This is a genomic window from Mycolicibacterium sp. CBM1, from assembly GCF_054073305.1.
Genome location: NZ_JBSXPP010000021.1, coordinates 62,671 through 81,822, shown reverse-complemented (window position 1 = coordinate 81,822; position 19,152 = coordinate 62,671). Strand labels below are relative to the sequence as shown.

The window sequence follows — 19,152 nt, the reverse complement described above, 5'->3', positions numbered from 1 at the left end:
AGCTCTATATGGTGCGCAGATCCCGGGTGACGACGATGCGTGCCGCCAACTCGTCGTCGGGCGGATAGTCCACCCCCGCCAGCGTCAAGCCGTGTGCCGGCGCCGCGGCGAAATCACTGGAGCGCTGCCCTGCCGTCAACAATGTTGCACACCAGGCCGGTTCGCGCCGACCCTCGCCGACGGCCAGGAGCGCACCGACCAGCGAGCGCACCATCGACCAGCAGAACGCATCGGCGGTGACGTACGCGCTGACCAGCTCCCCGGTGCGCACCCAGTCCAGGCGCTGCAGGTCGCGGATCGTCGTGGCGCCCGGGCGATGCCGACAGAACGCGGCGAAATCGTGCAGCCCGATCAGATGGCGCGACGCCGCCGCCATGGCCTCGACGTCCAGCGGCTTGGTCCAGGCCGTCACAAACCGGGCGAGTTGCGGCTCGACACCGTAGGGCGCCAGCGACAGACGGTAGGTGTAATGGCGACGCAACGCCGAGAAGCGTGCGTCGAAACCCGCTGCGGCTCGGGCGATGTCACGGACCCGTACGTCGGCGGGCAGGAACCGGGCCAGCCGGCGGACCAGGGGTAAGAACTCGCCGTCACCCGGCCGGGAGCGGCGCGGGTAGGCATGGACCAAGGCCTCGGCGGGGACGTCGCAGTGAGCGACCTGACCACTGGCATGCACACCGCTGTCGGTGCGGCCGGCCCCGAAGACCCGGATCGGGGTGCGGAACACCGTCGAGAGGGCGTCCTCGAGGACGCCGGCGACGGTTCGGTGCCCGTCCTGAACCGCCCAGCCGGTGAAATCCGTTCCGTCGTAAGCGATGTCGAGCCGAAGACGAACATGCCCGCCACCGGAAGCGGTGGCGGGCACATTCGTACTCACGGGGTCAGGACTTGTCAGCGTCCGAATCCTCGGCGGTCGGTTCCTCGGCGGCCTCGGCGGTCTGGGCGTCGGCGATGCCGGCGTCTTCGGCCTCGACGGCCTCCATCGTGGTCTCCTCGGTCGCGGCCTCGTCGGTGGCGCCGACGGCTTCCTCCGGCTCGACCGCGGCCTGCGGGGCCGCGGCGGCCGCCGCCGGGGCGGCCTTCTTGGCGGCGGACTTGGCAGCCCGGGTCGCCTCAGAGGTCACCGTCTTCTCCCGCACCAGTTCGATGACCGCCATGGGAGCGTTGTCGCCCTTGCGCGCCTCGACCTTGATGATGCGGGTGTAGCCGCCGTTGCGGTCGGCGAAGAAGGGGCCGATCTCGGCGAACAGGGCGTGCACGACGTCCTTGTCCCGGATCTTCTTCATCACCTCACGCCGGTTGTGCAGCGCACCCTTCTTGGCGTGGGTGATGAGCTTCTCGGCGTACGGCCGCAGCGCCCGGGCCTTGGGCTCGGTCGTCTTGATCCGGCCGTGCTCGAAGAGCGAGGTAGCCAGGTTGGCCAGAATCGCCTTCTGGTGCGAGGACGACCCGCCGAGGCGAGGGCCCTTCGTGGGCTTGGGCATTGCGATCTCCTAGTTGAGCCCGGTCTCCGTATCAGGTAAGCCCGGGGTGCGATTTAGAGCTGTTCGGTCTCGGCGTAGTCGGCGTCCGCGTCGGCCTCGTAGGCCGAGTCGTAGCCAGCGTCGCTGTTCCAGGTGCCGGTGGCAACGTCGTAACCGGCGACCTCCGACGGGTCGAAGCTGGCGGGTGAGTCCTTGAGGGACAGGCCCAGCTGATGCAGCTTGATCTTCACCTCGTCGATCGACTTCTGGCCGAAGTTGCGGATGTCCAGCAGATCGGACTCCGTGCGGGCGACCAGCTCGCCGACAGTGTGCACACCCTCGCGCTTGAGGCAGTTGTACGACCGAACCGTCAGGTCGAGGTCGTCGATCGGCAGCGCGAACGCCGCGATGTGATCGGCCTCGGCCGGCGACGGGCCGATCTCGATACCCTCGGCCTCGACGTTGAGTTCCCTTGCCAGACCGAACAATTCGACCAGCGTCTTGCCGGCCGAGGCCAGCGCGTCACGCGGGGTGATGGAGTTCTTGGTCTCGACGTCGAGGATCAGCTTGTCGAAGTCGGTGCGCTGCTCGACGCGGGTGGCCTCCACCTTGTAGGTGACCTTCAGCACCGGCGAGTAGATGGAATCGACCGGGATGCGGCCGATCTCAGCGCCCGAGGCCTTGTTCTGCACGGCTGGCACGTAACCGCGGCCGCGCTCGACGACCAGCTCGACCTCGAGCTTGCCCTTGTCGTTCAGCGTCGCGATGTGCATGTCCGGGTTGTGCACCGTCACACCGGCGGGCGGGACGATGTCACCGGCGGTGACCTCACCGGGGCCCTGCTTGCGCAGGTACATGGTGACCGGCTCGTCCTCCTCGGAGGACACGACCAGGCCCTTGAGGTTCAGGATGATGTCGGTGACGTCTTCCTTCACCCCGGGAACGGTGGTGAACTCGTGGAGCACACCGTCGATGCGGATGCTCGTCACGGCGGCACCCGGGATCGACGACAGCAGCGTGCGGCGCAGCGAGTTACCGAGGGTGTAGCCGAATCCCGGCTCCAGCGGCTCGATGACGAACTGGGACCGGTTCTCGGCGAGGACCTCTTCGCCCAGTGTGGGACGCTGAGAAATCAGCATGGTGTTTCGTATCTCCTTCTCGGCACCCGCTATTTGATGCCGTCGGGGCTCCTCCCGCGGCGGATGCCGCGGGAGACGTCTTCATTACTTCGAGTAGAACTCGACGATCAGCTGCTCGGCGAGCGGAACCTGGATCTGCTCACGGGTGGGCAGCTGGTGCACGAGGATCCGCTGACGCTCGCCGACGACCTGCAGCCAGGACGGGATCGGACGCTCACCCGCGGTCTGCCGCGACAATTCGAACGGGAAGGTATTCAGCGACTTGTCCTTGACGTCGATGATGTCGTACTGCGACACCCGGTAGCTCGGGATGTTCACCTTGACACCGTTGACGGTGAAGTGGCCGTGGCTGACGAGCTGGCGGGCCATCCGACGGGTCCGCGCCAGGCCGGCGCGGTACACGACGTTGTCCAGGCGGGTCTCGAGGATCTGCAGCAGGTTCTCACCGGTCTTGCCGGTGGAACGGTTCGCCTCTTCGTAGTACTTGCGGAACTGCTTCTCCATCACGCCGTAGGTGAAGCGGGCCTTCTGCTTCTCCTGCAGCTGCTGGCGGTATTCGCTCTCCTTGATCCGGGCACGGCCGTGCTGGCCGGGAGGATAGGGGCGCTTTTCGAACGACTGGTCACCACCGACGAGGTCGACGCCGAGGCGGCGCGACTTACGGGTGGCGGGTCCGGTGTAACGAGCCATGAGTCTCTAGTCTCCTTCTAGACCCGGCGCCGCTTGGGCGGACGGCAGCCGTTGTGCGGCTGCGGAGTGACATCGGAAATCGCGCCCACTTCGAGGCCGGCGGCCTGCAGCGAGCGGATGGCGGTCTCGCGGCCCGAACCCGGACCCTTCACGAACACGTCGACCTTCTTGACACCGTGCTCCTGGGCTTTGCGGGCCGCGTTCTCCGCGGCCAGCTGCGCGGCGAACGGCGTCGACTTGCGCGAACCCTTGAAGCCGACATGGCCCGAGGATGCCCAGGCGATGACGTTGCCCTGCGGATCGGTGATGGAGACGATGGTGTTGTTGAACGTGCTCTTGATGTGTGCGGCGCCGTGCGGGACGTTCTTCTTCTCCCTGCGACGGGTCTTCTGCCCCTTCTTGGGAGCAGCGCCACCCTTCTTTGCTTGTGCCATCCGGGATTACCTGGCCTTCTTCTTGCCGGCGATGGTGCGCTTCGGGCCCTTGCGGGTACGCGCATTGGTCTTGGTCCGCTGGCCGCGCACCGGCAGGCCACGGCGATGCCGCAGACCCTGGTAGCAGCCGATCTCGATCTTTCGGCGGATGTCGGCCTGAACCTCACGGCGCAGGTCACCCTCCACCTTGAGCGTGGCCTCGATGTAGTCACGCAACTGCGTGAGTTGATCGTCGGTGAGGTCCTTGCTGCGCAGATCCCGGTCGATACCGGTCGCGGCCAGGATCTCCTGGGAGCGGGTACGGCCGATGCCGTAGATGTAGGTCAGCGCGATCTCCATGCGCTTATCGCGCGGGAGATCCACGCCCACTAGACGTGCCACAGGGCTTGATTCCTTCTTCTATGCGGAGGTCTGTTCCCAGTCCGTTCCCGACTGCGTCGGGGCCCGGCCTCCGTGCCGGGCGTGGTCAAACGGCCAATCCGTTTGGTGGTACTGGGAGGTCTGCATTCAATTGTTAGTGGTGCTCTGCGCCGTTGTGGCCGCCCAGGTCCCGGTCGGGACCGGGACTAACCCTGTCGCTGCTTGTGGCGCGGATCGGAGCAGATCACCATGACCCGCCCATGCCGGCGGATCACCCTGCACTTGTCGCAGATCGGCTTGACGCTCGGGTTCACCTTCACGGCTCTTGATCCTTCTAGTTCTCGTCGTTTGTCTTGGTCGTGCTGGTTCGCGGTCGAGGCACGGTGCCGGCCCTGATAGCGACTCGCTGACGCTCGTCCCTACTTGTACCGGTACACGATGCGGCCGCGGGTCAGGTCGTAGGGAGACAACTCCACCACCACCCGGTCCTCGGGAAGTATGCGGATGTAGTGCTGCCGCATCTTGCCGCTGATGTGAGCGAGCACCTTGTGACCGTTCTCCAGCTCAATGCGAAACATCGCATTGGGCAGGGGCTCAACCACGCGGCCCTCGACCTCGATGGCACCGTCTTTCTTGGCCATAACCTCTCAGATCTTGCATTGTCGGTCCTGCGCGCACCCGCCGCTGGCAGCGACAAGTCCTCACAGTCGGGGCAGCATTCGCCCCGACTGAAAAACGTGAGCCGGGATCAGGAAATTCCAAAACTTCCAGGACATGGCACGCAAGAGTCGGCGCGGGTACCGCACCGTTGGTCTACGATACCCGTTTGCACGCGGTACTCCAAAACGCGTCGAGCAGGTGCGGACGTCGCTCCGATCGCCGATTCTCGCGGGTCAGCCCAGCCAAATAATTGTTCGACGCCCGGCGCATACTGGTAGGTGATGACTGGACCTGCCCCCCAGCCCCGTAAACCCGTGATTCTTACCGTCGACGACGACCCCGCCGTGTCGCGGGCCGTCGCCCGCGACCTTCGCCGCCACTACGGCGAGCGCTACCGAATCGTCCGCGCAGAATCGGGTCTGGACGCGCTGGAGACGATCAACGAACTCAAGCTTCGCGGCGAAACCGTCGCGGTGTTCGTCGCCGATTACCGGATGCCCCAGATGAGCGGCATCCAGTTCCTCGAAGAGGCGATGGACGTCTACCCGATGGCCCGCCGTGTGCTGCTCACCGCCTATGCCGACACCCACGCCGCGATCGACGCCATCAACGTCGTCGACCTCGACCACTATCTGCTCAAGCCGTGGGACCCGCCGGAGGAGAAGCTCTACCCGGTGATCGACGCCCTGCTCGAGGCGTGGCACGCCACCGGTGACCGAGCCATCCCGCACACCAAGGTGATCGGTCACCGGTGGAGCGAGCGATCCTGGGAGGTCCGCCAGTTCCTGGCCCGCAACCTGCACTCGTTCCGCGCGTTCAACGCCGACGAGCCCAAGGGCAAGCAGCTGCTCGAGGCAGGCGGGCTGGACGGGTTCGAGCTGCCGGTGGTCATCACCGAGCAGGGTGAGGTCCTGGTGGACCCGACCGACGCCGAGCTGGCCGCGATGCTGGGACTGTCGACGACCCCGTCGCTGGAGATGTACGACCTGGCCGTCATCGGCGGCGGTCCGGCCGGGCTGGCGGCCGCGGTGTACGGCGCCTCCGAGGGACTCAGGACCGTCCTGATCGAGGAGACGACGACCGGCGGCCAGGCCGGCCGCAGTTCGCGCATCGAGAACTACCTCGGCTTCCCCACCGGCGTCTCCGGGGCCGAACTGACGACGTCAGCGCGCCGGCAGGCCGAACGGTTCGGCGCGGAGGTGATCACCACCCGCAAGGCGGTCAAGCTGATCGCCGGCGATGCGGGCACCGCGCGCACCATCGAATTCTCCGACGGCGGGAGCATTGCCGCCCGGGCGGTCATCCTGGCCACCGGGGTGGCCTACCGCCAGCTCCAGGTCACCGGGTGCTGGGACAACCCCGACGACCCGGCCTGCAACTACGTCGGCCGGGGCGTCTACTACGGGGCCTCGGTGTCCGACGCCTCGGAGTGCAAGGGCGAGGACGTCTACATCGTCGGTGGCGCCAATTCGGCCGGGCAGGCGGCCATGTTCATGGCCCGCGAGGCCCGCTCGGTCACCATGCTGGTGCGCGGTCCGTCGCTGGAGGCGTCGATGTCGCACTACCTCATCCAGCAGATAGAGAAGAACCCGACGATCTCGGTACGCACCTGCACAGAGGTGGTGGACACCCTCGGGGAAGACGACCACCTCACCGGTCTGGTCCTGGAGAACCGGCAGAGCGGGCAGCGCGAAACCGTCCCGTGCAGCCGGATGTGCTGCTTCATCGGGGCCGAACCCCGCACCGACTGGCTCAAAGAAGTCGTCGCCGTCGACGACCACGGTTTTGTCCTGGCCGGACCCGACCTGTTCAACGTCGCGGGCTGGAACCTGGACCGGCCGCCCCACCATCTGGAAACAAGCGTGCCTGGTGTGTTTGTTGCAGGAGATGTGCGCGCCGATTCCGCCAAACGGGTGGCCGCCGCCGTGGGCGAAGGGTCCATGGCGGTGATGTTGGTGCATCGGTATCTAGCCGAGGCGTGAGCAGCACCTGAGCGGCAAAGGGAGAAGACGATGGGCGAGCGATGTGTGCCCGACGAACTGCGAACTCTGTTCCTGTTCGAGGCGCTGACCGACCAGCAGCTCGAGACGCTGTGCGAGAACGGCCACATCCAGGTGTTCGAACCCGGCCCGGTCTGCCAGGAGGGTGATCCCGCTACGTGCTTCTACGTGCTGCTCGACGGCGAGTTGGTGATGTCGAAACGCTCCGGCGGGGTGGACGTCGAAACCAACCGGACCTCGCAGCGCGGCGTGTACTGCGGAGCCTGGTCGGCCTACATCCCCGACGAGGAGCAGCTCTACCAAGCCTCGGTGCGCGTCACCACGCCGTCCCGGTTCTTCGTGCTCGACGCCGGAGCGTTCGCCCGGTTCATGCAGACCGAGTTCCCGATGGCGGTGCACCTGCTCGAGGGCCACATGGTCGGCGGCCGCCGACAGAGCCAGATCATCGGGCAGCGCCAGAAACTACTGGCGCTCGGCACGATCACGGCCGGCTTGACCCACCAGCTCAACAACCCCGCGGCGGCGACCGCCCGCGCGGTCGCCGATCTGCGCGAGGGTGTCGGCAAGATGCGCCACAAGCTGGCCATGCTCGCCGACGGCGAGTTCAGTCCCGAGGCGTTGCGGGTGCTGGTCCGCATCCAGGACGAGGTGGCCGAGCAGGTCGCCAAGTCCAAGGCCCAGGAGTTCTCGGCCCTGGAGACCTCCGACCGGGAGGACCAGATCGGCGACTGGCTCGAAGAGCACGGCATCGCCAGCGCCTGGGACTACGCACCAACGTTCGTCGAAGCCGGCCTCGACGTGGACTGGCTGGAACGCATCGAGGCCTCCATCGACTCGGTGGACTGTTCGGCCACTTTGCAGAGCGCCATCGGGTGGCTGAAGTACACCATCGACACCGAGCTGCGGATGAACGAGATCGCCGATGCCAGCGAGCGCATCTCGGGCCTGCTGGCCGGGGCCAAGAAGTACTCCCAGATGGACCGGGCCGAATACCAGGTCGCCAACGTCCACGAACTGCTGCACAGCACGCTCAAGACGCTCTTCGGCGACAAGGTGGGGCCCGACAAGCCGATCAAACTGCTCAAGGAATGGGACAAGACGATTCCCGAGATCGCTTGTTACCCAGGCGGTTTGAATGAAGTATGGGACGTCATCATCAACAATGCCATCCAGGCGATGGGTGGGCGCGGCGTGCTGACGATCCGCACCGCGCGCCAGGGCGACGACATGATCCGGGTCGAGATCGGCGATGACGGACCGGGCATCCCCGAGGAGGTCATCGACCGGATCTTCACCGCGTTCTTCACCACCAAGCCATTCGGCGAGGGCGACGGCTTGGGATTGGACCTGGCGCGGCGCATCATCGTCGAGAAGCACCAGGGCGATATCCGGGTGGCCTCCGAACCTGGCGACACCCGCTTCACGATCCTGTTGCCGCTGGTCGCGCCGGCACCGCTGGCGGCGACACCCGCCGAACTTCCCGCCGCCCAGGAATAGGTGCGCCGGGGCAGGAATACCGGACGGTCCGCTGCCGGTTGAGCGAGACATGAGCGAAAAGCCGCAGCTGGGCAAATTCGGCTCCTTCGGCCGCGGAGTCAGCCCCCAGCAGGCCGCGGAAATCGAAGCGCTGGGCTACGGCGCGGTCTGGGTGGGTGGTTCGCCGCCGGCCGAATTAGCCTGGGTGGAACCGATTCTCGCCAACACCACCACACTGAAGGTGGCCACCGGCATCGTCAACATCTGGACGGCAGCCCCCGGCCCGGTCGCCGAATCGTTCCACCGCATCGATGCGGCCCACCCCGGCCGATTCCTGCTGGGCATCGGCGTCGGCCATCCCGAAGCGCATCAGCAGTACCAGAGACCGATCGACGCGCTGCGCGGCTATCTGGACAAACTCGACGAATACGGCGTTCCGGGGCACCGGCGGGTGGTCGCCGCGCTCGGACCGCAGGTCCTGACGCTCTCCGCCGCCCGCAGCGCCGGTGCGCACCCGTACCTGACCACCCCCGAGCACACGGCGCAAGCGCGCCGGCTGATCGGCCCGGAGGCTCTCCTGGCGCCCGAACACAAGGTGGTATTGACCACCGACCCGGTCCGGGCACGCGAAGTCGGCCGCGAGGCACTGGACATCTACCTCAATCTGCAGAACTACCTCAACAGCTGGAAGCGGTTGGGGTTCACCGACTCCGACGTCACCCGGCCGGGTAGCGACCGGCTGGTCGACGCCGTGGTGGCCTATGGAACCCCGGAGCAGATCGCCGCCCGCCTCACCGAGCACCTCGACGCCGGCGCGGACCACGTTCCGGTCCAGGTACTGACGTCGTCCGACAGGCTGGTGGATGCACTGGCCCAACTCGCCGGCCCGCTGGAGCTCGGTAAGGGGAATTCGTGACCAATCCATCGTTGCTCAAGCCGGATCTGGGGCGCTACGGCGTGTGGACTGGCGCTCCGGTGACCCCGGAGCAGGCCGTCGAAATCGAGAGCCTCGGGTACGGCGCGATCTGGGTCGGCGGTTCCCGCGCCGCCGAGTTGGGGTTCGTCGAGCCGATCCTGGCGAGCACGACGACACTGTCGGTGGCCACCGGGATCGTCAACATCTGGAGCGCCCCGGCCGCCGAGGTGGCGAAGTCCTATCACCGCATCGAGAAGGCTTATCCGGGAAGGTTTTTACTCGGTATCGGCGTCGGCCATCCGGAGCGCACCCAGGAGTACCGCAAGCCCTACGACGCGCTCGTGGAGTACCTCGACGAGCTTGACGAGCACAGCGTGCCCACCAGTCGCCGGGTGCTGGCCGCGCTCGGCCCCCGGGTCCTGAAGCTGGCCGCGCAGCGCAGTACCGGCGCTCATCCCTACCTGACTACAACCGAGCACACCGGCCAGGCGCGCGAACTGGTGGGCCCGACGGTGTTTCTCGCGCCCGAACACAAGGTGGTGCTGAACACCGACGTCGAGCAGGCCCGCGCGCTCGGCCGCGGTACCGTCGACTTCTATCTGGGCCTGAGCAACTATGTCAACAATTGGAAGCGCACCGGATTCACCGACACCGACGTGGCGCGGCCGGGCAGCGACCGCCTGATCGACGCCGTCGTCGCCCACGGGACCGCCGACGAGGTGGCCACCCGGCTGGCCGAGCACCTCGAAGCCGGCGCCGACCATGTGGCGATCCAGGTTCTCGGCGGCCCGGACACCCTGGTACCGGCGCTGCGGGAGCTCTCCGGGCCGCTGGGGTTGTCGGCCCCACACTGACCGCCGCCGGCCCTGGTGGGCCGGAAGGACTTCGTCAAGACCCCGCCGTCCAGCGTAAAGAAACCGTCAACGACGCGCCGCAGTGGTCTTTTCGCGTTCTAGTTTCGTCGTGGTCTTCCTGACCTGATTCGAAACGGAGAACACGCGTGGGCGTCGTCATTTACCTGGTGCTGACTGTGGCGGTCTTCGCCGCGCTCGGCCTGGTGCAGAAGTTGGTCGAGCGACTGTGAACTACACCAACATCGTGGGCCTTGTCCTTTCGGTGTTGCTGGCCCTGTTCATGGCCGCGGCACTGCTGTTCCCGGAGAGGTTCTAATGTCGACCGCCTGGGCGGGGGTCGTCTTCCTCGCGGTGTTGATCGTCGCGCTGGCGGCCGTTCACGTGCCGTTGGGCGACTACATGTTCCGGGTGTACACCGCCGACCGGAGTTCGCGTGTCGAGCGGGGCGTGTACCGGCTGATCGGTGCCGATCCGGAGGCGGAGCAGACCTGGGGTGCCTACGCGCGCAGTGTGCTCGCGTTCTCGGCGGTCAGCGTGGTGTTCCTGTTCGTCCTGCAGCTGGTGCAGGGCCGGTTGCCACTGCACCTGCACGACCCGGCTACCGCCATGACGCCGGCGCTGGCGTGGAACACCGCGGTCAGCTTCGTGACCAACACCAACTGGCAGGCGTATTCGGGCGAGTCCACCCAGGGCCACCTGGTGCAGATGGCCGGGCTGACCGTGCAGAACTTCGTCTCCGCGGCGGTCGGCATGTCGGTGGCCATCGCCCTGGTGCGCGGGTTCGCCCGCCGCAACACCGGTGAGCTGGGCAACTTCTGGGTCGATCTGGTCCGCGGCACGCTGCGCATCCTGCTGCCGATGGCGGTGCTGGCCGCGGTCATCCTGATCGCCGGCGGCGCGATCCAGAACTTCCACCTCTACGACCAGGTCGTCGACACGCTGGCCGGCGCGAAGCAGACCATTCCCGGCGGTCCGGTCGCCAGCCAGGAGGCCATCAAGGAGCTGGGCACCAACGGCGGAGGTTTCTACAACGCCAACTCGGCGCACCCGTTCGAGAACCCCACCGCGTGGACCAACTGGGTGGAGATCTTCCTATTGCTGGTGATCAGCTTCTCACTGCCGCGCACCTTCGGCCGGATTGTCGAGAGCCGCAAGCAGGGTTACGCGATCGCCGCGGTCATGGCGGTGCTGGCGCTGATCAGCGTCACCTTGATGCTGCGCTTCCAGCTCCAGGCCCACGGCACGGTGCCCACCGCCGTCGGATCGGCGATGGAGGGCGTCGAACAGCGTTTCGGCGTCGCCGATTCGGCGGTGTTCGCCGACGCGACCACGCTGACGTCGACCGGTGCGGTGGACTCGTTCCACGACTCCTACACCAGCCTCGGCGGCATGATGACGTTGTTCAACATGCAGCTCGGCGAGGTCGCTCCCGGCGGTACCGGTTCGGGGCTCTACGGCATGCTGATCCTGGCGGTGATCACGGTGTTCGTCGCCGGCCTGATGGTCGGGCGCACCCCGGAGTATCTCGGCAAGAAGATCACACCGCGCGAGATCAAGCTCGCGGCAAGCTATTTCCTGGTCACGCCACTGCTGGTGCTCACCGGCACCGCGGTGGCGATGGCAATGCCGGGACAGCGGGCCGCCATGCTGAACTCCGGTCCACACGGCCTGTCAGAGGTGCTCTACGCGTTCACCTCGGCGGCCAACAACAACGGTTCGGCATTCGCCGGGCTGAGCGTGAACACCGACTGGTACAACACCGCGCTCGGGTTGACGATGGTGCTCGGCCGGTTCCTGCCCATCATTCTGGTACTCGCCCTAGCGGGGTCCTTTGCCCGACAGGGACATACGCCGGAATCTATCGGCACGCTGCCGACTCACCGTCCCCAGTTCGTCGGGATGGTCGCCGGGGTGACACTCATCCTGGTGGCCCTGACGTTCCTGCCCGTGCTGGCGCTCGGGCCCCTCGCCGAAGGAATTCACTGATGACCACCGAACGTCTTACCAGCACAACGCTGGTCGCCGAACTCCACCCTGGTGGGACGGTCGAGAAGAAGACCAAGAGCCGCACGGGACTGTTGGACCTGGCGCTGCTGGGCAAGGCATTACCCGACGCGTTCGGCAAACTCGACCCGCGCACACTGTGGCGCAACCCGGTGATGTTCATCGTCGAAATCGGCGCCGTGTGGGCCACGATCCTGGCGATCCTCCAACCAAGCTGGTTCGCCTGGTTGATCGTCTTCTGGCTGTGGCTGACCGTGGTGTTCGCCAACCTCGCCGAGGCGGTCGCCGAGGGCCGCGGCAAAGCACAGGCGGAGTCTCTGCGAAAAACCAAGGCCGACACCATGGCTCGTAGGCTCACCGGATGGAAGCTGGGCGCCGCCGGCATCGAGGAGGAAATCGCCGCTCCGCTGCTGAACCAGGGTGACATCGTCGTCGTGGAAGCCGGGCAGGTCATCCCTGGCGACGGCGACGTCGTCGAGGGCATCGCCTCGGTCGACGAATCGGCCATCACCGGCGAGTCGGCCCCCGTCATCCGCGAGTCCGGCGGCGACCGGTGCGCGGTCACCGGCGGCACCACCGTGCTCTCGGACCGCATCGTCGTGCAGATCACCCAGAAGCCGGGTGAGAGCTTCATCGACCGGATGATCGCGCTCGTCGAGGGCGCCAACCGGCAGAAGACGCCGAACGAGATCGCGCTGAACATCCTGCTGGCGGCGCTGACGATCATCTTCATCTTCGCCGTCGCCACCTTGCAACCGTTGGCCATCTTCGCCAAGGCGACCAACCCGGGAGTTCCCGACTCGTTGTCGTTGACCACCGACGGTGTCTCCGGGATCGTGATGGTCTCGCTGCTGGTCTGCCTGATCCCGACGACCATCGGTGCGCTGTTGTCGGCCATCGGTATCGCCGGCATGGACCGGCTGGTGCAGCGCAACGTGCTGGCCATGTCGGGGCGCGCGGTGGAGGCGGCCGGCGACGTCAACACCCTGCTGCTCGACAAAACCGGCACCATCACCCTCGGCAACCGGCAAGCCTCGGATTTTGTTGCCCTGCAGGGTGTTTCCACCGAGCAGCTCGCCGACGCAGCGCAGCTGTCCAGCCTGGCCGACGAAACCCCGGAGGGACGCTCGATCGTGGTGTTCGCCAAGGAGAACTTCGGGCTGCGGGCCCGCACTCCGGGCGAGCTGGTCAATGCGCACTGGGTCCAATTCTCCGCAGCCACCAGGATGTCCGGCGTGGACCTGGACAACGGTCACCTGCTGCGCAAAGGTGCGGCCAGTACGGTCGCCGAATGGGTTCGCGCACAGGGCGGTAGTGTGCCGGCGCAGCTCGGCGATGTCGTCGACGGAGTCTCCGCGGGCGGCGGCACCCCGCTGGTCGTGGGCCAGGTCTTCGACGGGCGTGCCGAAGTGCTGGGCGTCATCCACCTCAAGGACGTCGTCAAACAAGGCATGCGTGAACGCTTCGACGAGATGCGCAGGATGGGCATCCGCACGGTGATGATCACCGGCGACAACCCGTTGACCGCCAAGGCCATCGCCGACGAGGCGGGCGTGGACGACTTCCTGGCCGAGGCCACCCCCGAGGACAAGCTCGCGCTGATCAAACGTGAGCAGGAGGGCGGCAAACTGGTCGCGATGACCGGTGACGGCACCAACGACGCGCCTGCGCTGGCACAGGCCGACGTCGGGGTGGCGATGAACACCGGGACCTCGGCGGCCAAGGAGGCCGGCAACATGGTCGACCTGGATTCCGATCCCACCAAGCTCATCGAGATCGTCGAGATCGGCAAGCAGTTGCTGATCACCCGCGGGGCGCTCACCACGTTCTCGATCGCCAACGACATCGCCAAGTACTTCGCGATCATCCCGGCCCTGTTCGTAGCGCTCTATCCCGGCCTGGATCTGCTCAACATCATGCGGCTACACAGCCCGCAATCAGCGATCCTGTCCGCGGTGATCTTCAACGCGATCATCATCATCGCGCTGATCCCATTGTCGCTGAGGGGCGTTCGCTACACGCCGAGCAGCGCGGCGAAGCTGCTCAGCCGCAACCTGTACGTCTACGGGCTCGGCGGCATCATCGCCCCGTTCATCGGAATCAAGCTCATCGACCTCGTCGTCCAATTCTTGCCAGGGATGTGACATGTTCTTCTCCAGTCTCGCTCGCCAACATTGGGCGGCGCTGCGTGCGCTGCTGGTGCTCACCGTCATCGTCGGCATCGGCTACCCGCTGTTCATCTGGTTGGTGGCCCAAATCCCGGGCCTGAAGGCCAATGCCGAGGGATCCATCGTCGGGATGGACGGTAAGCCGGTGGGTTCCAGCCTGATCGGGCAGCCGTTCACCGACGCCAAGGGCACCGCGCTGCCACAGTACTTCCAGAGCCGCCCCTCGGCGGCCGGCGCCGGGTACGACCCGATGGCCAGCGGCGCGTCGAACCTGGGCCCGGAAAGCATCGTCGACTCTGCGACCGCCCCCAGCCTGTTGACCCAGGTGTGCGCCCGCAGCAAGACGGTCGGCGAACTCGACGGCGTGGACGGCGCGCGCCCGTTCTGCACCGGCGGCGGCGTCGGCGCGGTGCTGGCGGTTCTCGGGCCGCGCGACGCGCAGGGCGACATCGTCCACCCGAGCAAGGTGGTCAGCGTCAACGAACCGTGTGCCACCACCACCCGCCCGTTCTTGGACAGCTACCGGGGGACGCCGGTGCAGTGTGCCCAACCCGGCGAGGACTACTCGACGGGGCTGATCGTGCCGATCATGGGTGCGGCGTCTCATCCGGCGGTCCCGGGCGACGCCGTGACCGCCAGCGGCAGCGGCCTGGATCCGGACATCTCCCCCGCCTACGCCGATCTGCAGATCGCCCGGGTGGCGACCGCCCGCGGTGTCAACGCCGACCTGGTCCGGCAACTCGTAGCGGAGCACACCGACGGGCGAGCCCTGGGCTTCCTCGGTGAGCCGCGGGTCAACGTGCTGGAACTCAACATGGCGCTGGACGAGAAGTTCGGCATGAAGAGCTGACGACCGGTGAATGATGACCGTGTGGATACCGTCCATCCACCGAGGGTGACCCGCGGTGCAGAGCCGCAACCTGCGCCCGCCGGCTCCCGGCCGAGGCGCGGCGAGCTGCGCATCTATCTCGGCGCGGCGCCGGGGGTCGGCAAGACCTTCGCCATGCTCGGTGAGGCACACCGTCGGCTCGAACGCCGCACCGACCTGGTCGCCGCGGTCGTCGAAACCCACGGCCGCAGGAAGACCGCGGAGTTGTTGGCCGGCATCGAAGTCGTCCCGCCCCGCTTCGTCGAGTACCGCGGCAGCCGCTTTGCCGAACTCGACGTGCCGGCTGTACTTGCCCGCCGTCCGCAGGTCGTGCTCGTCGACGAACTCGCCCATACCAACACCCCGGGCAGTAAGAACCCGAAGCGGTGGATGGACGTCGAGGAACTGCTCGACGCGGGCATCTCAGTGATCTCCACCGTCAACGTCCAGCATTTGGAAAGCCTCAACGACGTCGTCGCGCAGATCACCGGCATCGAACAGCAGGAGACCGTGCCCGACGAGATCGTGCGCAGCGCAGCACAGATCGAGCTGGTCGACATCACCCCGGAAGCGTTGCGGCGCAGACTCTCCCACGGCAACGTGTATGCACCGGAGAAGGTCGACGCCGCGCTGTCGAACTACTTTCGCCGGGGCAACCTGACCGCGTTGCGCGAGCTGGCCCTGCTGTGGCTGGCCGACCAGGTCGACGCCGCGCTGGCCAAATACCGCGCCGAGAACCGGATCACCGCGACGTGGGAGGCCCGGGAACGCGTGGTCGTCGCGGTCACCGGCGGGTCAGAGTCGGAGACGTTGGTGCGCAGGGCTTCTCGCATCGCCTCGAAGTCGAGCGCCGAGTTGATGATCGTCCACGTCGTTCGCGGCGACGGGCTTTCCGGGATCTCTGCACCGCAGATGGGCAAGGTGCGGGAACTGGCCGCGAGCCTGGGCGCCACGGTGCACACCGTCGTCGGCGACGACGTCGGCAAGGCGCTGCTGGATTTCGCCCGCGAGCTCAACGCCACCCAGCTGGTGATCGGCACGTCGCGGCGGTCACGGTGGGCCCGCGTCTTCGACGAGGGTATCGGCGCGGCGATCGTGCAGGACTCCGGCAAGATCGACGTGCACATGGTCACCCACGAGGAGGCCAGGCGCGGGTTCTCGGTGCGCTCGGCCTCCCCGCGAGAGCGGCGGGTGATCTCCTGGCTGGCCGCGGTGATCGTCCCGTCGGTGATCTGCGCGGTGACCGCACTGGTGCTCGACAGGTACCTGTCGATCGGCGGTGAGAGCGCCCTGTTCGTGGTCGGTGTCCTGCTGGTCGCCCTGCTCGGCGGGGTGGCGCCGGCGGTGCTGTCGGCGATGCTGTCCGGGCTGCTGCTGAACTATTTCCTGACTACACCGCGCTACACGTTCACCATCGCCGAGCCCGACGCCGCGATCACCGAAGTGGTTCTGCTGCTGCTCGCGGTGGCGGTCGCGATCCTCGTCGACCGTGCCGCCAACCGGCAGCGCGAGGCGCGACACGCCTCCCAGGAGGCCGAACTGCTGACCCTGTTCTCCGGGTCGGTGCTGCGCGGCGCCGACCTGGAGACCCTGCTGGAGCGGGTGCGCGAGACCTACGGCCAGCGCGCCGTCAGCGTGCTGCGGGTCGTCGGCGACGAACCGCACGTCATCGCCTGCGTGGGCAACGCGCCCTGTGTGGCCGTCGATTCCGCGGACACCGCCATCGAGGTGGGTGACGGACCCGACCAGGCCGAGTTCTGGATGCTGATGGCCGGTCGCAGCCTGCCGGCGCGGGACCGCCGGGTGCTGACCGCCGTCGCCAAGCAGGCCGCGGGCCTGGTCCGGCAGCGGGAGCTGGCGCAGGAGGCCAGCAAGGCCGAGGCCATCGAGAAGGCCGACGATCTGCGCCGCTCGCTGTTGTCGGCGGTCAGCCACGATCTGCGAACCCCGTTGGCCGCGGCCAAGGCGGCGGTGTCGAGCCTGCGTTCGCAGGACATCGACTTCTCCGCCGAAGACACCGCCGAGCTGCTCGCCACCGTCGAGGAGTCGGTCGACCAGCTGACCGCGCTGGTGGACAACCTGCTGGACTCCTCGCGGCTGGCCGCCGGCGTGGTGCGCCCCGAACTCAAACGGGTCTACCTCGACGAGGCCGTGCAGCGGGCACTGCTCAGCATCAGCCGCCGGTCGGCCGGGGTGGGCAACGAAGGGCTAGACCGGGTGAAGGTCGACATCAGCCTCGAGGCCGGTGGCGCGGTCGCGCTGGCCGACGTCGGGCTGTTGGAGCGGGTGCTGGCCAACCTGATCGACAACGCTCTTCGGTACGCGCCCGACAGCATGGTGCGCCTCAACGCCGGGCGCGTCGGTGACCGGGTGCTGATCAACGTCGTCGACGAGGGCCCGGGAGTGCCCCGCGGCGGCGAAGAGCAGCTGTTCGAGCCGTTCCAGCGCCTCGGCGACCGGAACAACAAATATGGTGTGGGACTGGGCCTTTCGGTGGCCAAGGGGTTCGTCGAGGCGATGGGCGGCACGATCTCGGCCACCGACACCCCCGGCGGGGGCCTGACCGTCATCGTCGACCTGGCCGCGCCGCCGGGAGACCCGCGATGAACAAGGTCAAGGTCCTGGTGATCGACGACGAGCCACAGATCCTGCGGGCGCTGCGGATCAACTTGAGCGTTCGGGGCTACGAAGTGATCACCGCGGCGACCGGCGCCGCAGCACTTGCCGCCGCCGCCGAGCAGCGCCCCGACGTCATCGTGCTGGATCTCGGGCTGCCCGACATGGACGGCATCGAAGTGCTCGGCGGGCTGCGGGGCTGGCTGAGCGCGCCGGTGATCGTGCTCTCGGCGCGCACCGATTCCGCCGAGAAGGTCGAGGCGCTCGACGCCGGCGCCGACGACTACGTGACCAAGCCGTTCGGGATGGACGAGTTCTTGGCCCGGTTGCGTGCCGCGGTCCGCCGTGGCGCGGCGGCCGCCGACACCGACGAGCCGGTGATCGACGCCGGTTCGTTCACCGTCGACCTGGCCGCTAAGAAAGTGGTGCGCAACGGTGCGGAGGTGCACCTGACCCCGACCGAGTGGGGGATGTTGGAGATGCTGGTGCGCAACCGCGGCAAGCTGGTCGGACGCGAGGAACTGCTCCGGGAGGTGTGGGGGCCGGCGTATGCCAAGGAGACCCACTACCTACGGGTCTATCTGGCCCAGTTACGGCGCAAGCTCGAGGACGACCCCGCGCATCCGCGGCACCTGCTGACCGAGGCCGGGATGGGCTACCGCTTCGAGCCGTGACCGCGGGTCGGTGCCGGTGCACGAAAAGTATTCGGATGGAGGGCTTTCGAACGCCTAAGCGCCACCGATGTGCCCGTGGCAAAACGCCACATATGCATCATTTGCCATCTATCGTGAAACCGTCCGTCGGGGTCCGAAGGAGATGAGCTGACATGCCGGAATTCACGCAGACCAGCAAGCACACCGGTGGTTGTACCTGTCGTTGCAACGCGTGCGACGGTGGCCACCACTGCCACAACATCGGTAGCGGCTGCCGCGTCAAGCCCTGACCGGCGCCGGCCGTCCGGCACGCTCGTCGATCGGGGTTGACGGCCCCGTTACCGGGGTATGCAGAGCGGCATGTCGACGCGCACCGGGAAGCTCCGACGACCGCAGGTGGAGCTGCTGGCCGTCCAGGGCGCCGTGGTGCTCGTCGCGGGGGCGTTCCTGGTGCTCGCCATTGCGGGCTTCGTCCCGGGGCTGACCGCCCGGCTGGACCAATTGCAGTGGTATGGGCAGCGGTCGAAGGCCCAGCTGTTCGGTGTCTTCACCGTCTCGGTCGCGCACAACCTGCTGCATCTCGCCTTCGGGATCGCCGGACTGCTGCTAGCCCGTACGTTCGCCCGCGCCCGCGGCTATCTGATCTTCGGCGGCCTGATCTACCTGGGGCTGTGGCTCTACGGCATGTTGATCGACCTCGGCGGCCCGCGAAACCTGCTGCCGCTCAACAGCGCCGACAACTGGCTGAACTTCGCCATCGGTGTGGTGATGGTGATCCTGGGCATCACCCTGGCCGGCACCAGAGTGCCCACCGGCGCCGGCGGAGAGCCCCTGATCCCGCCGGCGTGACC

Annotated in this window: 19 protein-coding genes; 11 read left to right on the top strand and 8 right to left on the bottom strand. The window is 67.2% G+C overall.

What is annotated here, in order from left to right; genetic code table 11:
• Positions 1-4: 4 nt before the first annotated feature.
• The 8 genes from truA to infA all read right to left on the bottom strand — a co-directional run bounded on the left by truA (position 5) and on the right by infA (position 4,727).
• Entirely contained in the window at positions 5-904 is a 900-nt protein-coding gene (truA, locus tag ACXDF8_RS23385) for a tRNA pseudouridine(38-40) synthase TruA (protein ID WP_457225670.1), read from the bottom strand.
• On the bottom strand, positions 882-1,484 hold the full coding sequence (gene rplQ / locus ACXDF8_RS23380; protein ID WP_457225653.1) for a 50S ribosomal protein L17: 603 nt from the start codon (positions 1,482-1,484) through the stop codon (positions 882-884). The genes truA and rplQ overlap by 23 nt, the downstream gene beginning before the upstream one ends.
• Positions 1,485-1,537: 53 nt before the next feature.
• Positions 1,538-2,602, bottom strand: coding sequence for a DNA-directed RNA polymerase subunit alpha (locus tag ACXDF8_RS23375; RefSeq protein WP_457225652.1), 1,065 nt, complete (start codon positions 2,600-2,602; stop codon positions 1,538-1,540).
• Between the two features lie 84 nt (positions 2,603-2,686).
• Positions 2,687-3,292 carry a 30S ribosomal protein S4 gene (gene rpsD / locus ACXDF8_RS23370; RefSeq protein ID WP_457225651.1) on the bottom strand — a complete coding sequence of 202 codons (606 nt, stop codon included), beginning with the start codon at positions 3,290-3,292 and terminating at the stop codon, positions 2,687-2,689.
• A 17-nt stretch (positions 3,293-3,309) separates the two neighbouring features.
• Positions 3,310-3,726 (bottom strand): 30S ribosomal protein S11, encoded by a 417-nt coding sequence (gene rpsK / locus ACXDF8_RS23365; protein ID WP_005140014.1) that lies wholly within the window; start codon positions 3,724-3,726, stop codon positions 3,310-3,312.
• 6 nt (positions 3,727-3,732) lie between these two features.
• On the bottom strand, positions 3,733-4,107 hold the full coding sequence (rpsM, locus tag ACXDF8_RS23360; RefSeq protein ID WP_174397110.1) for a 30S ribosomal protein S13: 375 nt from the start codon (positions 4,105-4,107) through the stop codon (positions 3,733-3,735).
• Positions 4,108-4,292: 185 nt separating this feature from the next.
• The gene (rpmJ, locus tag ACXDF8_RS23355) at positions 4,293-4,406 is read right to left on the bottom strand and encodes a 50S ribosomal protein L36 (protein ID WP_003879483.1); all 114 of its coding nucleotides are present in this window, start codon (positions 4,404-4,406) and stop codon (positions 4,293-4,295) included.
• 99 nt (positions 4,407-4,505) lie between these two features.
• Entirely contained in the window at positions 4,506-4,727 is a 222-nt protein-coding gene (gene infA / locus ACXDF8_RS23350) for a translation initiation factor IF-1 (RefSeq protein WP_005140011.1), read from the bottom strand.
• A 300-nt stretch (positions 4,728-5,027) separates the two neighbouring features.
• On the opposite strand from infA, the gene ACXDF8_RS23345 reads away from it, so the two are divergent.
• From ACXDF8_RS23345 to ACXDF8_RS23295, 11 genes are all read left to right on the top strand, one after another.
• On the top strand, positions 5,028-6,728 hold the full coding sequence (locus tag ACXDF8_RS23345; protein WP_457225650.1) for an NAD(P)/FAD-dependent oxidoreductase: 1,701 nt from the start codon (positions 5,028-5,030) through the stop codon (positions 6,726-6,728).
• 30 nt (positions 6,729-6,758) lie between these two features.
• On the top strand, positions 6,759-8,243 hold the full coding sequence (locus tag ACXDF8_RS23340; RefSeq protein ID WP_457225649.1) for an ATP-binding protein: 1,485 nt from the start codon (positions 6,759-6,761) through the stop codon (positions 8,241-8,243).
• A gap of 49 nt (positions 8,244-8,292) precedes the next feature.
• Positions 8,293-9,138: an LLM class F420-dependent oxidoreductase gene (locus ACXDF8_RS23335; RefSeq protein WP_457225648.1), complete on the top strand. Its 846-nt coding sequence runs from the start codon at positions 8,293-8,295 to the stop codon at positions 9,136-9,138.
• Entirely contained in the window at positions 9,135-9,992 is an 858-nt protein-coding gene (locus ACXDF8_RS23330; RefSeq protein ID WP_457225647.1) for an LLM class F420-dependent oxidoreductase, read from the top strand. The genes ACXDF8_RS23335 and ACXDF8_RS23330 overlap by 4 nt, the downstream gene beginning before the upstream one ends.
• Before the next feature lie 226 nt (positions 9,993-10,218).
• Entirely contained in the window at positions 10,219-10,308 is a 90-nt protein-coding gene (locus ACXDF8_RS23325; protein WP_457225646.1) for a potassium-transporting ATPase subunit F, read from the top strand.
• Positions 10,308-11,978 carry a potassium-transporting ATPase subunit KdpA gene (gene kdpA / locus ACXDF8_RS23320; RefSeq protein ID WP_457225645.1) on the top strand — a complete coding sequence of 557 codons (1,671 nt, stop codon included), beginning with the start codon at positions 10,308-10,310 and terminating at the stop codon, positions 11,976-11,978. Before ACXDF8_RS23325 ends, kdpA begins: the two co-directional genes overlap by 1 nt.
• The gene (gene kdpB / locus ACXDF8_RS23315) at positions 11,978-14,140 is read left to right on the top strand and encodes a potassium-transporting ATPase subunit KdpB (protein WP_457225644.1); all 2,163 of its coding nucleotides are present in this window, start codon (positions 11,978-11,980) and stop codon (positions 14,138-14,140) included. The genes kdpA and kdpB overlap by 1 nt, the downstream gene beginning before the upstream one ends.
• 1 nt (position 14,141) lies before the next feature.
• Positions 14,142-15,014, top strand: a complete 873-nt coding sequence (locus ACXDF8_RS23310) for a potassium-transporting ATPase subunit C (protein WP_457225643.1) — start codon at positions 14,142-14,144, stop codon at positions 15,012-15,014.
• A gap of 45 nt (positions 15,015-15,059) precedes the next feature.
• Positions 15,060-17,639, top strand: a complete 2,580-nt coding sequence (locus ACXDF8_RS23305) for a DUF4118 domain-containing protein (RefSeq protein WP_457225642.1) — start codon at positions 15,060-15,062, stop codon at positions 17,637-17,639.
• Positions 17,636-18,322, top strand: coding sequence for a response regulator (locus tag ACXDF8_RS23300; protein ID WP_457225641.1), 687 nt, complete (start codon positions 17,636-17,638; stop codon positions 18,320-18,322). Before ACXDF8_RS23305 ends, ACXDF8_RS23300 begins: the two co-directional genes overlap by 4 nt.
• Positions 18,323-18,661: 339 nt before the next feature.
• The gene (locus tag ACXDF8_RS23295; protein ID WP_457225640.1) at positions 18,662-19,150 is read left to right on the top strand and encodes a DUF4383 domain-containing protein; all 489 of its coding nucleotides are present in this window, start codon (positions 18,662-18,664) and stop codon (positions 19,148-19,150) included.
• Positions 19,151-19,152 lie beyond the last annotated feature (2 nt).